Raw genomic sequence first — 13,520 nt, forward strand, 5'->3', positions numbered from 1 at the left:
GGGTTGCCGTCTTGCGAACCTAATACACCGGACCCACATGCCCTCCGTGAAAGCAGTCCGCTCCCCCATTTTTCGCTTCGGCCAGTTGCTGCTCGGGGTCATCCTGATCCTGGGTGCGCCACTACTCGCGCCGCTGCCGGGGCCTGCGGGGATATTCCTGTTCGCGGGAGGTATGGTTCTCGTCCTGCGCAATTCGCGCTGGGCGCGACTCAAATGGGCGCGGCTGAAACGCCGTTGGCCACGGACAGGGCATTTCGTCGACCGGATGATGCGGCGGCAGAGCGCGATGCGCCGGCACGAGCGGGCCAAGGCTGCCAAAAACACGCCCGTCGCGACGGGTGCGAATTGACTTACCGCCGCCCTTTCCGTAAGCGCCCAGCCATCAAGGCCGTCCCCGTGGCGGCCGTTTTCTATTTGATGACCTAGGGAATGACCAATGAAGCGGACCTTTCAGCCGAGCAACCTGGTACGCGCACGCCGTCACGGCTTCCGCGCACGGATGGCGACGGTCGGCGGCCGGGCAGTGATCCACGCACGCCGCGCACGCGGTCGCAAGAAGCTGTCGGCCTAACCATTCTGGACAAACGCCGCGATTTTCTCGCGGCGAATGCGGGGAAGCGCGCACCGATGCCGGGATTCGTCCTGCTCATGCGCCCCCGCGATGACGGTGACGAGACGATGCGAATCGGCTTCACCGTCACCAAGAAGATCGGCAACGCCGTCGTCCGGAACCGCATGAAACGGCGGTTGCGGGCGTTGGCGCGTGAGCTGCTGGCGGAGCGCGGCGTTGCCGGGGCCGATCATGTGCTGATCGGGCGGAACGGTGGGGTCGAGCGGGATTACGCTTTGTTGCGGACCGAGCTCGGCAAGGCGTTCCGCAAGGTTACGCCTCAATTGCCTGCTACCTCGGTAGCGAACACCACCAGTGCTGCGAACCCCTCCACCCCGGCGAAGGCCGGGGCCCAGGTGGGAACGCGGCCGTGATGCAGGACCGCCCTTCGTTAGCTACGCTCCCCAACTGGGCCCCGGCCTTCGCCGGGGTGGTAGCAAGCGTGGGACAGCGCGGTTGCGAGTTCCAACTTACCGTTATCCCCTGCTCCTTGTTCTCCCGCGTAGGCGGGAGCCCAGACTGGGTCCCCGCCTTCGCGGGGAAACAATCTTGCGGCGTGGGTGAGCGTCAGTTTTGACATGCTAGCACGCCTCCTCATCCTCCTCGCACGCGGCTGGCAACTCGGCCCCTCGCTCGTCCTGCCGTCGAGTTGCCGCTACGATCCTTCGTGTTCCGCCTATGCAATCGAGGCCGTTGGGCGCTATGGCGCGCTCAAGGGGGGCTGGTTGGCGGCGAAGCGTATCGCGCGTTGCCATCCGTGGGGCGGGTACGGCCCCGATCCGGTCCCAGATATCGACAAGAAACTGAAAGACGCCGCCCTGTGAAAGACGACAAGCAGAATTTCGTGCTGTTCGCGGTGATCGCGGCGCTGATCCTGTTCGGATGGCCGCTGATCCAGGGCAAGTTCTTCCCGACCGCGAATCCGCCGGTCACGCGGATCGAGGGCGGCAAGACCAAGGCCGTCGCGAACCCCGCGGCCGATCCCGCCGCGGATGGTGCCGCCGCGATCGGCGATCGCAACGCAGTGATCGCCAGCACCCCGCGAATCCGCGTCGAGACCCCCCGCGTATCGGGTTCGATCAACCTCAAGGGCGCGCGGATCGATGATCTCGTGCTCAAGGGTTATGACGAGACCGTCGCGAAAAATTCGCCGCCGATCCGCCTGCTCTCGCCCGCCGGCGCACCCGACGCGTATTTCGCGAGCTTCGGCTGGCGTGCGCAGGGCCTGACCCCGCCCGCCGCCGACGCCGTCTGGACGCCCTCGGGCGCGACCACGCTCACGCCGACCACGCCGGTCACGCTCGACGCGACCAACGCCACCGGCCAGCGCTTCCGAATCCAGATCGCGGTCGACCAGGATTACATGTTCACGGTCCGCCAGACCGTCCTCAACGCCGGCAACGCGCCCGTCCCCGTCGCCACCTATGGCCTCGTCAACCGTGTCGGCATCTCGAAGGATCCATCGTCGATGACGATCCATGTCGGGCCAATGTCGGTCGACAATGGCGGCGCGCATTACCGTCCGAACTACAAGGACATCGACGAGGCCGCGCAGAAGTTCACGACGACCGGCGGCTGGCTCGGCTTCACCGATAAATACTGGCTGACCGCGATCATCCCCGACCAGGGTCAGGCGTTCGACGGCCAGTTCCGCGCCGGCGCCAACAAGGCGTACCAGGCCGACTACGCGCTCCAGCCCAAGCAGGTCGCACCGGGCCAGTCGATCACGCAGGTCTCGCGCTTCTTCGCTGGCGCGAAGGAAGTCCGCCTGCTCGATCGCTACACCGACCAGGCCGGCGGCGTCGCCAAGCTCGATTATGCGATCGACTGGGGCTGGTTCCGGATCGTCGAGAAGCCGATCTTCTATTATCTCGACTGGCTGTTCCGCATGGTTGGCAACTTCGGCGTCGCGATCATCCTGCTGACCGTGACGATCCGCGGCTTGCTGTTCCCGATCGCCCAGCGCCAGTTCAAGTCGATGGCGGCGATGCGCGCCGTCCAGCCGAAGATGAAGCTGCTGCAGGAGAAGTATAAGGACGACAAGGTCCGTATGCAGCAGGAAGTGATGGCGCTGTACAAGGCGGAGAAGGTCAATCCGCTCGCGGGTTGCGCGCCGACGCTGCTCCAGATCCCGATCATGTATGCGCTGTACAAGGTGCTGATGCTGACGATCGAGATGCGTCACCAGCCGTTCGTCGCGTGGATCAAGGATCTGTCCGCGCCCGATCCGCTGACGCCGCTCAACCTGTTCGGACTGCTGCCGTTCACGCCGCCGCACATGATCGCGATCGGCGTCGTGCCGATCATCCTGGGCATCAGCATGTACTTCCAGTTCAAGCTGAACCCGACGCCGATGGACGACACGCAGAAGCAGGTCTTCAAGCTGTTGCCATGGGTGCTGATGTTCGTGATGGCGCCGTTCGCGGTCGGCCTCCAGGTGTACTGGATCACGTCGAACTGCCTGACCATCATCCAGCAGAAGCTGTTGTATGCCCGCCATCCGGGCCTGAAAGTGCCGGTGACCAAGTGAACGACGTTCCCAACTTAGGTCCCGACCTCGAGCAGACCGACGCGCCGTTCACGCCGGAAATGCTGGAGCATGCGCGAAAGCTTTTCGCGGGGCATGTGGGCTTCCTGAAGTCGGCGCCGACGCTTGAGTTCCTGCCCGACGCGTCGGTGCCGGAAGTGGCGTTCGCCGGTCGCTCGAACGTCGGCAAGTCGTCGCTGTTGAACGCACTCACCGGACGCAACTCGATGGCGCGCACGTCGAACACGCCGGGCCGGACGCAGGAGCTGAACTTCTTCGACGTCGGCGCGCCGCTCGCGTTCCGCCTCGTCGACATGCCCGGCTACGGGTTCGCCAAGGCGCCCAAGGACGTCGTCAAGAAATGGCGCTTCCTGATCAACGACTTCTTGCGCGGGCGTGACGTTCTCAAGCGCGCGCTCGTGCTGATCGACTCGCGCCACGGCATCAAGGACGTCGATCGCGAGATCCTCGAGATGCTCGACAAGGCCGCGGTCAGCTACCGCATGGTCCTGACCAAGGCGGACAAGATCAAGGCGTCCGAGTTGGTCGAGGTCACCGAGCGCACCGCGATCGAGGCGCGCAAGCGTCCGGCTGCACATCCCGACATCCTCGTCACGTCGAGCGAATACGGCATGGGCATTCCCGAGCTCCGCGCGGCGGTGGTCGAAGCGGTTAGCTAGCGGTCTGAGCCTTAACAGGTGCGCCCTTCCTACCCCGTCATCCTGACGATGCCGGGTTAGGCTGAGGGGTATACTGCCATCCGCCCCCTCAAAATTCGCCGATATTGGATCAGACCTCGATTTGCTGCTGGCATCGCCCGACTAATTCCGTAACCTTCGGGAAACGGGGGAGATGACGCGGTGCGGGTACGGTTCGGGACAATGCTGGCGATGGCTGCGATGCTGTCGGGCTGCGGAGGTAGCGACGGCAACACGAACTCGACCGGTGGTGGTGCCGGTGGCGCCATTGGCGTTACGCCGACACCCACGCCGACCGCAACCGCGGGCTGTTCGTTGCGCGAACGCCAGGACTGGGCTTCGGCGCAGCTTCGCGAATGGTATCTGTTCCCCGATACGCTGCCTGCGACCTTGAGCCCTGCGGGGTACACGACGGTCGATAGCTATATCGACGCGCTGACCGCGACCGCGCGAGCGCAGCGCAAGGATCGGTTCTTCACCTACCTGACGTCGATCAAGGAAGAGAACGCCTATTACGCCTCGGGATCGAGTGCTGGTTTCGGCATCCGGTTCGCGCTCGACCAGACCGGCCAGCGCCTGTTCGCAGCCGAGTCGTTCGAAGGCGCGCCCGCTCTTGCCGCCGGGATCGACCGCGGTGCCGAGATCCTCGCGATCGGTACCACATCGAGCAACCTGCGGACCGTCAGCGCCATCATCAGTGCCGAGGGCACTGCCGGGCTGACCACCGCATTCGGTCCCGACACGACCGGTACGGCGCGCGTGTTCCGTGTCTCGGACGCTGCCGGTACGCGGGACGTCACCGTCGCCAAGGCCGACTTCTCGCTGCTGCCGGTCTCGTCGCGGTACGGCGCGAAGATCATCGAGGATAGCGGTCAGCGCGTTGGTTACATCAACTTGCGTACGTTCATCTCCACAGCCGAACCCGCGCTGAAAACAGCGTTCGCGAATTTCCGCGCGCAGGGCGTAACGAAGGTCATCATCGACCTACGCTACAATGGCGGTGGCCTCGTCGCGACGTCGGAGTATCTCGGCGACCTCCTTGGCGGGGGGCGATCAACGTCCGAGGTGTTCGACTATACGACGTTCCGCACGGAGAAAGCCTCGAACAACGAGACGCGCTTCTTCGCACCGCAACCCGAGTCGATCGCGCCGACGCGGATCGCATTCATCGGCAGCGGCGGTACCGCATCGGCGAGCGAACTTTTGATCAATGCGTTCACCCCATATCTTCACGGCAATTCTGCGCTGATCGGAACCAACACCTACGGCAAGCCCGTCGGCCAGATCGCGCTCGACAAGCCCGCATGCGACGATCGCCTCCGCGTGATCGCGTTCGCGACGCAGAACGCCGCGCGCAACGGCAATTACTTCGATGGCCTCGCGTCGACCGTGGAGGCTACCTGTCGCGCGACCGATGATATCGGCTTCCCGCTCGGCGACGCGCGCGAGGCGTCCACGCGTCGCGCGCTCGACTTCCTGGCGGGCCGCACCTGCTCGGCGATCACCAGCGATGTCAGTGCGCAGTCGGCACGAACCACCGCGAGCACCCGTCAGGACCTGCTGATCCCCGCAGCGCCGACCACCGCGCAACGGATGGTCCCCGGTTCGTTCTAGAGCCGTAGGGTGCAAGTCGACGGCGCCTGTAGAGAAGCAGGCGTCGTCCTTGACGGGTCTTCGTTCGATACCGTTCAGCCAAGCGAAAGCTGATCCGGCCGACGGAGGTCGCTTGTTTCCCCGGATGTGATACGCGTTCGCCAACCATGAATGACGTTTCGATTACCGCCCCCCTGCCGCTCACCGATGATTACCGCGGGCCGCTCTCTGCAAACGTCAGGGTGCCCGATTACGGTTGGTGGATCGGCGGCGGGATGATCCTCAGCCTGGCGATGTTGACGGTGATGATGCACGTCGCCGGCCTGTCGATCGATCCGTACGACGCAGACAATATCCCGTTCTACTTTAGCGGAATCGTCCTCCTGGGGCTGCGCTTCGGACTCCGCGACCGACCTTGGCGACATGCACGTGCAGTCGCCGACTGCGCCGAGTATTACGGCGTCTTCACCCTGCTGGCACTGATGGGCGCGGTGGCGAGCTATCCGGTCGCGGCGCTGACACATGGGTTCCACGACGCCGCACTCCAACGGATCGACGCTGTGCTGCATTTCGACTGGCTCGCTTGGTATCGGCTCGTCGCCGCAACACCGATCCTGCAATCGCTTGGCCTTGCCGCGTATCGCAGCATTTACCTGACGCCCACGATCCTGTTCGCGACCTTCGCGTTGACCGGCGACCGGGTGGCGGCGCACCGGTTCCTCGCGACGTTCTGGCTGACCGCGATCGGCACGCTGATCCTCTACGCCTTCATGCCGGCGATAGGTCCATTTTCGTATCTGTGGCATCAACCAATCGCCTATATGCCCGAGAGCGAGCAATGGCAGCATGGGCTGATACCTGCACTACGCGATCACAGCGTGCGGGTGGTCGACCTCGGCCATTTGCGCGGCATCGTTTCGGCACCAAGCTTCCATGCCGCCGCCGCGACGCTCTACATCAATGCGGCGTGGCGCATGCCGCGGCTGCGCTGGCCGGTGCTTGCCCTGAACGCGGCTATGCTGCTGTCGACGCCCGTCGAGGGTACGCACTATTTGATCGACATCCTGCTTGGCACGATCGTCGCGATGGCGGCGATCGCGACACTGCATCACCTCATGCCGCGTAGCACCGCACGTCGAACCAACGCCAATGGCGTTGCCGCGCCCCGCCCGCCCCGCTAGTCCACACCCCATGAAACTGATCATCGGCAACAAGGCCTATTCGTCCTGGTCGCTTCGCGGCTGGCTCGCCTGCAAACAATCCGGGCTACCGTTCGAAGAGGTGGTCGTGCCGATGTACGACTCGGACTGGGAAAAGCGCCGCTCGGGTGACGAGTTCGCGCCGTCGTCGGGCAAGGTGCCGATCCTGTGGGATGGTGATGCGGTGGTGTGGGACAGTCTCGCGATCGTCGACTATCTGGCCGACAAGGTCGGGCGCGAGCGGTTCTGGCCCGAGGACAATGCCGCACGTGCGATGGCGCGGTCGATGGCTGCCGAGATGCATTCGAGCTTTGCCGCGCTGCGTCGCAAGCACAGCATGAACGTGCGCCAGGTGTTTCCGGCAAGCACGCCGGACGACGACGTGCTTCTCGAGTTGCAGCGGGTCATGGAGATCTGGGCACAGGCTCGCGCACGATTCGGTGGCGGCGGCGATTTCCTGTTCGGCCAGTTTGGGGCGGCAGATATAATGTTCGCGCCGCTGGTGACGCGGATCGTCACGTACCAGCTGCCGATAGCGCGGTTTGCGGCGGGGTATATGCAGGCGATGTTCGAGCATCCGTTCATGCAGGACTGGATCGCGGCGGCGCAGGAAGAGGAATGGGTGCTCGAGCAATTCGAGCAGCCGGTGCCCGCGACCGCATGATCGACCCGGTTGCGCTCGCGCAGGCGCTGCTCCGCGCGGATAGCGTCACGCCTGCGCGGGGCGCGGTGTTCGATGTGCTGGAGACGGCGCTACTCCCGCTCGGATTCGCGGTCGATCGGTTCACGGTCGGCGAGGCACCCGACGGCCCGGTCGAGAATCTGCTGGCCGTGCGCGGCGATGGACCGCGGCATCTGGCATTCGCCGGGCATGTCGACGTCGTCCCCCCCGGCAAAGGCTGGACCGGGTCGCCCTGGTCCGGCGAGGTTCGCGACGGGTTGCTCTACGGACGCGGCGCGGTCGACATGAAGGGCGCCGTCGCCGCGTTCGTCGCAGCCGCAAGCCGTAGCGATGCCGGGACGCTGTCACTCATCATCACCGGTGACGAAGAGGGACCTGCAACCTACGGCACCGTCGCGCTGATGGAGCGGATGGCAGCGCGGGCGATCGTGCCCGACCTGTGCCTGGTCGGCGAACCGACCTCGACCGCGCGGCTGGGGGATATGGTGAAGATCGGACGGCGCGGTTCGGTCAACATCTGGATCGACGTGCCGGGGCGGCAGGGGCATGTCGCCTATCCCCATCTGGCCGACAATCCGATCCCGCGGCTGATCGCGATCCTGGCCGAGATCGAAAGCGTGGTGCTCGATAAAGGCACCGACTGGTTCCAGCCGTCGAACATCGAGGTCACCGACATCACCGTCGGCAACCCGGCGCACAACATCATTCCCGCCAAGGCTTCCGCGCGGTTGAGCATCCGGTTCAACGATCGCCACCGCGGGGCGAACTTGATCGAGCATATCCGCGCGATCGCCGAGCGTCATGCACCGGGCGTGGTGGTGACCGGCAAAGTGTCGGGCGAAGCGTTCCTGACCGAGCCGGGTGCCTTCTCGGCGCTGTTGTCGGACGCCATCGTGGGTGCGACTGGGGTCACGCCGGAGCTGTCGACCACCGGGGGCACGTCCGACGCGCGCTTCCTGTCGAAGCTCTGCCCTGTGGTGGAGTTCGGGTTGATCAATGCGACGATGCACAAGGTCGATGAAGCGGTTGCGGTCGAGGATTTGGGTACGCTGACGGACATCTATGCGGACGTGATCAGGCGGGCGGTCGACTAGCGCCCCTCCCTGAAAGGGAGGGGTTGGGGGTGGGTAGGCCCGCTTGAGCCGCACCGTAAGCATTCGCGGACGCCGACCCACCCCCGGCCTCACCCTTCCAGGGAGGGGGGAAGTAGATGTGCTGCGAAGTGCTCAAACTCATTGGCCTTGCGATCAGCCTGCAATTACCGAACTGAGGTAAGGATCGTGAGGCCCGGACCTCGCGAACCCGAACCCAGAGCTAGTCCCGTCCGCGGCGCAAGACGATATACAGCGCGCCCTGCCCGCCGTGTCGCGGATGCGCCCCGCGTACCGCAGCGATCGAGTCCGCGTGGCGCGAGCCGGCCAGCCAGTCGGTGACCGCCGACCGGATGGCGCCTCGCGCATGCGGGCGTTCGCTTTCGGGGCGGGGCGGCTTGCCCGTGACCAGCAGCAACACGCGGTCGCCGCGCGCTATCGCCCGGCCCAAGCCGACGTCGAGCAGTGCATGGGCGGACGCCAGCGTGTGGCCATGCAGGTCGATCGAGCTGTCGGGACTCACCACACCCCGCGTGAGCCTCTTGTCCCAGCCGCCATCGAGCGTGTTGGCCGTGATGGGTTTGGCTACAGGCCGCGCAACCACGGGCTTTGCCCCCGCGCGCGCCGCGTACGGCGTGACCACGGTACGGACGAGCGGCTTTACCCGCCCCATCGGCGCAGGCGGTGCGGGCACGATCTTGCCGTTGGGACCGATGATCGGCTTGGGTGGAGGCGGCAGCGGCGGCGCGCGCTCCGGGATACGCACGGCGACCACACGCATCGGACGCACGCTCGCCATCACGCGCGCCCAGAGCTGCGCCTCATCAGGGTTGAGCGGACGACCCGCCATATCGCGCCCCATTCGCTTGGCCGTTCAGGCGCGCCACGGTGCCGATCGGGAGCAGCAGATACGCGGTGCCGCGCCCGGCCATGCCGCCGGCGGTCGCTTCGGCCGCCGCGCCCGCACCCCAGAACGTGTCGAAACGATTGCTGCCCTTAATCGCGCCGCCGGTATCCTGCGCGATCCACAGACCGCTCGCGTCCTGCCGGTCGAGCGACAGGAACACAGGCGCGCCGAGCGGCACGAACTTGACGTCGGCGGCGGCGCTCACCTGCCCGGTGACCGGCAGGCCAAGTGCCCCCAGGGGTGCACCCTCGAGTTCACGGAAGAACACGAAGCTCTTGTTCTCGCGCATGATCGCCTGGCCCTCGGCCGGGTGCGCGTGGAGCCATGCGACGATGCCCTGCATCGAGGTCTGACCCGGCTGGAGCAGCCCCCGCGACTTCATCAGCGCGCCGATACCGGTATAGTCGCGGCCGTTCTGCGTCGCATAGCCGATCCGCAGGATCTCGCCGTCGGGCAACCGCAGCCGCCCCGAACCCTGGATTTGGAGGAAGAACAGCTCGACCGGATCACGCGCCCAAGCGAGGATCGGCGCCTTGCCCGATAGCGCGCCCTGCTCGATCGCAGTACGATCGTAATAGGGCACCAGGTTACTGCGATCGACGCGACCGCGAATCTTCTTGCCCTTGAGGCTGGTCGAGAATGCGCCGAGATCGACGTCGATAAGGTCGTTCGGACGCGCATAGATCGGCGCATAGCCATCACGTCGCTCCAGCGAACCGGCGATCTCTGGCTCGTAATAGCCCGTCGCGAACGCCTTGCCGTCACCGATCTGTGCGGCTTCAAACCACTGCGCGAAGAATGTCCGAGCATTACGGCGATCGGTCGATGCCGCTGCGGTACAGGCCGGCTGCCAATCCGCGCCGCGCGTCAGCCCGGACGTGTCGTTACGACGCAACAGCGAAGGACAGCTCGTGACGAACGCCGCGAAAGCCGCTTGCGCCTGTACATCGTCGATCGGAAGGCTCGCGATCGGTGGACCGGAGATTACGCCCGCAGCGGCGGCATTCACAGGTTCGACCGCCGGGACGACCGGTGATGCTAGCATCGGCACCGCGCCGACGATCCGCGCCGGCGACTGGATACCGCGAATGTTCGGGGATGCACCGGTTTCACGCGACGGATGCACGCGAACGGGTTCGTTTGGTCGAGCATCCGACCGATCATCTGTTCGATCGACCGGTGGCGGACCCGACTGTGGCGGTTCGACACCACCGACGCACGCGCTCAACAGCGTCGCCATCAGCATCGGCAGTCCCAGACCGCCGAGCCTTCCCACCATGCCCCGACCCATCAGGCTTCGTCGGTGTCCGCAAGCTTCCAGTTCGGATCGCTGCTTTTCAGCGTCCGAGCGAATGTCCAGACGTCATGCGTCTCGACCGCATCGGTCAGCGACCCCGCAAGGACATTGCCCTCCGCATCGCGCGTGACGGCCGCGATGTCCGCGTCGAACCGGACCGTGATACGCGCCTCTCGCCCCGTAAGGCTGGCGTCTGCGATCAGCGCGCGCTCGATCGACACGAGACGGTTGTCGAGCACCTCGCCGGCTTCGCGCCGCGCTTCGATCGCCTCGACGAACGCCGCACGGACATCGTCGACGGCGAGATCGGCCAGCGCGTCCTCGTCACCCTTCCAGAAGGCTTCGAGCACCATGCGGTACGCGGCCTGCGCGCCTTCGAGAAAGCGCGCGACATCGAAGCCGGGCTCGCCGGCAACGATCGCCCGCAGACCGGGCTCGGCCTTAGGCTCCAGGTTGCGACTGGCGACCTCGCGCGCATCGGAAACCGCCTCGACGGTTCTCGGCACGGCGGCGAGCGCAGGACGGTCCTCGGCCGCACGCGGCAAGGGCTGCTCATGCCCCGTCCGCTTGCCGAGCACGCTGTAGAGTCGCATCGCCAAGAAGCCTGCAACCATCGCGAGAAGAACTACGTAAAACAACCGTGCCTCCGATCTTCGCTTCAACATAGGGCAAACCCGCAGCTATTCAAACCCGCGCCCGTTGAAACGCCCCTTCGGCACTGCTACTCGCACCACCTCGATCGAACAGAACGCGCAAGCGGTCCGCTTCGGTCCCAATTTTCCGCTTATTCTCTAAGGACACGACGAATGGATGATCAGGACAACGGCTTCACCATGCCCGACCAGGCTCTCGCGAACGGTGAAGACACGGTCCCCGCTGCCGGGCTGATCTCGCAATACGTCAAGGACCTGTCGTTCGAGAACCCGAACGCACCGGCCGTCTACCAGAACCAGACCCCGCCGGCGATCGACGTGCAGTTCAATATCGGCGCGGCGCAGGTCGGCGACGAGGTGCATGAGGTCGTGCTGAAGATCGACGTCCGCGCCGAGAGCGAGGGCCAGGTCGCGTTCATCGTCGATCTTTCGTACGCGGGCCTGTTCGGGCTGCGCAACATCCCGGCCGAGCATGTCCAGCCGTTCCTGCTGGGCGAAGCACCACGCCTGCTGTTCCCGTTCGCCCGCCGCGTGCTGTCGGATGCGGTGCGTGACGGTGGCTTCCCACCGCTGCTGCTCGAGCCGATCGATTTCTCGCAGCTGTATCTCCAGCAGTCCGAGCAGCAGGGTATCCAGCCCAACGTTGGCGATTTCGGGCAGGCCTGATCGAACCGGGGGCGGAGCGCGCTTAGATGAATCTGACCAAGGCGCTGGGATCGGTCGGCGGGCTGACGCTTGCCAGCCGTATCCTGGGTCTCGTGCGCGACTCGCTGTTCGCGCGGTTCGTCGGCGCCGGCTTCGCGTCGGACGCGTTCCTGATCGCGTTCCGCCTCCCGAACATGTTCCGCGCCCTCTTCGCGGAGGGCGCGTTCTCCGCTGCGTTCATCCCGATGTTCAATCGGAAGGTCGGTGACAAAAACGGTCGTGGATTGCCGGACGGGATCGCGTTCGCCGAGGACGCGCTGTCCGTGCTGTTACCGACGCTGATCCTGATGACGGTGCTGTTCGAGCTCGCGGCGTGGCCGATGACGTGGCTGCTGACCTTCGGGTTCAATGGCGCGAGCGCTGAGCGGTTCGACTATGTCGTCCACCTGTCACGGATCATGCTGCCCTATCTGCCCCTGATCAGTCTTGTCTCGCTGCTCGGCGGCATCCTCAATTCGCTGCACAAGTTCTGGATCAACGCGGCCGCGCCGATCCTGCTGAACGCGACTCTGATCGCCGCGCTGCTGCTGTTCCACGAACACCAGCCGCTGCTCACCGCGCGCAACCAGGCGATTGCGGTGACGATATCGGGGGCGTTGCAGCTCGGATGGCTGATTTGGGCGTGCCGGGCGTCGGGCGTGAAGCTCCGGCTCAAGCGTCCGCAGCTCAACCCCGACGTGAAGAAGCTCATGTCGCTGATCTGGCCAGCCGCCGCGGGTGCCGGCGCGGTGCAGATCAACCTCGTTGTTTCGACCGCGCTTGCCGCTGCGCTGCTACCGGCCGGCTCCGTCTCGTACATCTATTTCGCTGATCGGCTGAATCAGCTCCCGCTGGGCCTGATCGGCATCGGCCTCGGCACCGTCCTGCTCCCTACCATTTCGCGTCAGCTCGGTCGCGGCGAGGACGCCGAGGCAATGGCGACGCAGAACCGCGGCATGGAACTCGCGCTGTTCCTGACGCTGCCCGCGACGGTCGCGCTGATCGTCTGCGGCACGCCGATCGTCGGCGCGCTGTTCCAGCACGGCAAGTTCGCGCTGCACGACAGCGTGCTGACCGCGCAGGCGCTCGCCGCCTTCTCGATCGGGCTGCCGTCGTACATCCTTGTGAAGGTTCTCACGCCCGGCTATTACGCGCGCTCCGACACCCGCACGCCGGTGCGGTATGCGACGATGTCGATGGTCGTGAACCTCGTCCTCAACCTCGCCTTCATCAAGCCGCTGGGCCATATGGGCCCGCCGCTCGCCACCGCGATCGCCAGCACGGTGAACGTCGCGATGCTGTACCGAACGCTGGTCCGGCGCGGGCACTTCACCCCCGACGCACGACTGCGGCGGCGGACCTGGCGGCTGCTCGTCGCGGCGCTGATCATGGGCGTCGTGATGTATTTCCTGAACGACCTGTTCCAGCCGTTCGTGACGGGTGCCAGCGTCGAGCGCTGGGGGGCGATGCTCGTGCTGGTCGCGACCGGCGGCGTCGTCTATGCGATCGCGACATTGCTCACCGGCGCGTTCCGGCTGGGCGACATCTCCACGCTTCTGCGTCGTTCCAAGTAAGGTTT

The 13,520-nt window shown here is 65.5% G+C and carries 15 protein-coding genes; 12 read left to right on the forward strand and 3 right to left on the reverse strand.

All coding sequences use genetic code 11. The annotated features are described in order from the left end of the window. Positions 1 to 46 precede the first annotated feature (46 nt). From J4O76_RS06275 to dapE, 10 genes are all read left to right on the forward strand, one after another. Positions 47 to 349, forward strand: coding sequence for a hypothetical protein (locus J4O76_RS06275; protein WP_426280892.1), 303 nt, complete (start codon positions 47 to 49; stop codon positions 347 to 349). Between the two features lie 87 nt (positions 350 to 436). Then, a complete protein-coding gene (rpmH, locus tag J4O76_RS06280) occupies positions 437 to 571 on the forward strand; it encodes a 50S ribosomal protein L34 (RefSeq protein WP_031393806.1) in 135 nt (44 codons plus the stop codon). Positions 572 to 576: 5 nt separating this feature from the next. Then, the gene (gene rnpA, locus J4O76_RS06285) at positions 577 to 984 is read left to right on the forward strand and encodes a ribonuclease P protein component (RefSeq protein ID WP_426281110.1); all 408 of its coding nucleotides are present in this window, start codon (positions 577 to 579) and stop codon (positions 982 to 984) included. Between the two features lie 204 nt (positions 985 to 1,188). Then, positions 1,189 to 1,434 carry a membrane protein insertion efficiency factor YidD gene (gene yidD / locus J4O76_RS06290; RefSeq protein ID WP_056062193.1) on the forward strand — a complete coding sequence of 82 codons (246 nt, stop codon included), beginning with the start codon at positions 1,189 to 1,191 and terminating at the stop codon, positions 1,432 to 1,434. Beyond that, a complete protein-coding gene (yidC, locus tag J4O76_RS06295; protein WP_426280893.1) occupies positions 1,431 to 3,140 on the forward strand; it encodes a membrane protein insertase YidC in 1,710 nt (569 codons plus the stop codon). The genes yidD and yidC overlap by 4 nt, the downstream gene beginning before the upstream one ends. A 59-nt stretch (positions 3,141 to 3,199) precedes the next feature. Next, the gene (yihA, locus tag J4O76_RS06300) at positions 3,200 to 3,817 is read left to right on the forward strand and encodes a ribosome biogenesis GTP-binding protein YihA/YsxC (RefSeq protein ID WP_056052878.1); all 618 of its coding nucleotides are present in this window, start codon (positions 3,200 to 3,202) and stop codon (positions 3,815 to 3,817) included. Between the two features lie 201 nt (positions 3,818 to 4,018). Then, on the forward strand, positions 4,019 to 5,449 hold the full coding sequence (locus J4O76_RS06305) for a S41 family peptidase (protein ID WP_426281111.1): 1,431 nt from the start codon (positions 4,019 to 4,021) through the stop codon (positions 5,447 to 5,449). Positions 5,450 to 5,595: 146 nt separating this feature from the next. Further along, positions 5,596 to 6,609 carry a phosphatase PAP2 family protein gene (locus J4O76_RS06310; RefSeq protein ID WP_426280894.1) on the forward strand — a complete coding sequence of 338 codons (1,014 nt, stop codon included), beginning with the start codon at positions 5,596 to 5,598 and terminating at the stop codon, positions 6,607 to 6,609. 10 nt (positions 6,610 to 6,619) lie between these two features. After that, positions 6,620 to 7,291, forward strand: a complete 672-nt coding sequence (locus J4O76_RS06315; protein ID WP_426280895.1) for a glutathione S-transferase — start codon at positions 6,620 to 6,622, stop codon at positions 7,289 to 7,291. Continuing rightward, on the forward strand, positions 7,288 to 8,403 hold the full coding sequence (gene dapE / locus J4O76_RS06320) for a succinyl-diaminopimelate desuccinylase (protein WP_426280897.1): 1,116 nt from the start codon (positions 7,288 to 7,290) through the stop codon (positions 8,401 to 8,403). Before J4O76_RS06315 ends, dapE begins: the two co-directional genes overlap by 4 nt. A gap of 220 nt (positions 8,404 to 8,623) precedes the next feature. Here the strand turns inward: dapE and J4O76_RS06325 are convergent, their stop codons facing one another. From J4O76_RS06325 to J4O76_RS06335, 3 genes are read right to left on the reverse strand one after another with little or no spacing between them, the layout of a single operon-like run. Further along, complete coding sequence (locus J4O76_RS06325; protein ID WP_426280899.1) at positions 8,624 to 9,250, reverse strand: Smr/MutS family protein; 627 nt, start codon at positions 9,248 to 9,250, stop codon at positions 8,624 to 8,626. Further along, positions 9,225 to 10,586: a murein transglycosylase A gene (gene mltA, locus J4O76_RS06330; protein ID WP_426280900.1), complete on the reverse strand. Its 1,362-nt coding sequence runs from the start codon at positions 10,584 to 10,586 to the stop codon at positions 9,225 to 9,227. Before mltA ends, J4O76_RS06325 begins: the two co-directional genes overlap by 26 nt. 11 nt (positions 10,587 to 10,597) lie before the next feature. Beyond that, positions 10,598 to 11,242: a Tim44/TimA family putative adaptor protein gene (locus J4O76_RS06335; protein WP_426280902.1), complete on the reverse strand. Its 645-nt coding sequence runs from the start codon at positions 11,240 to 11,242 to the stop codon at positions 10,598 to 10,600. A gap of 168 nt (positions 11,243 to 11,410) precedes the next feature. Between J4O76_RS06335 and secB the strand changes: the two genes are divergently transcribed. After that, a complete protein-coding gene (secB, locus tag J4O76_RS06340) occupies positions 11,411 to 11,923 on the forward strand; it encodes a protein-export chaperone SecB (protein WP_056062172.1) in 513 nt (170 codons plus the stop codon). A gap of 26 nt (positions 11,924 to 11,949) precedes the next feature. Then, entirely contained in the window at positions 11,950 to 13,515 is a 1,566-nt protein-coding gene (murJ, locus tag J4O76_RS06345; protein WP_426280903.1) for a murein biosynthesis integral membrane protein MurJ, read from the forward strand. Positions 13,516 to 13,520 lie beyond the last annotated feature (5 nt).

Source organism: Sphingomonas sp. NFX23, assembly GCF_049887795.1.
Taxonomy (GTDB): Bacteria; Pseudomonadota; Alphaproteobacteria; order Sphingomonadales; family Sphingomonadaceae; genus Sphingomonas.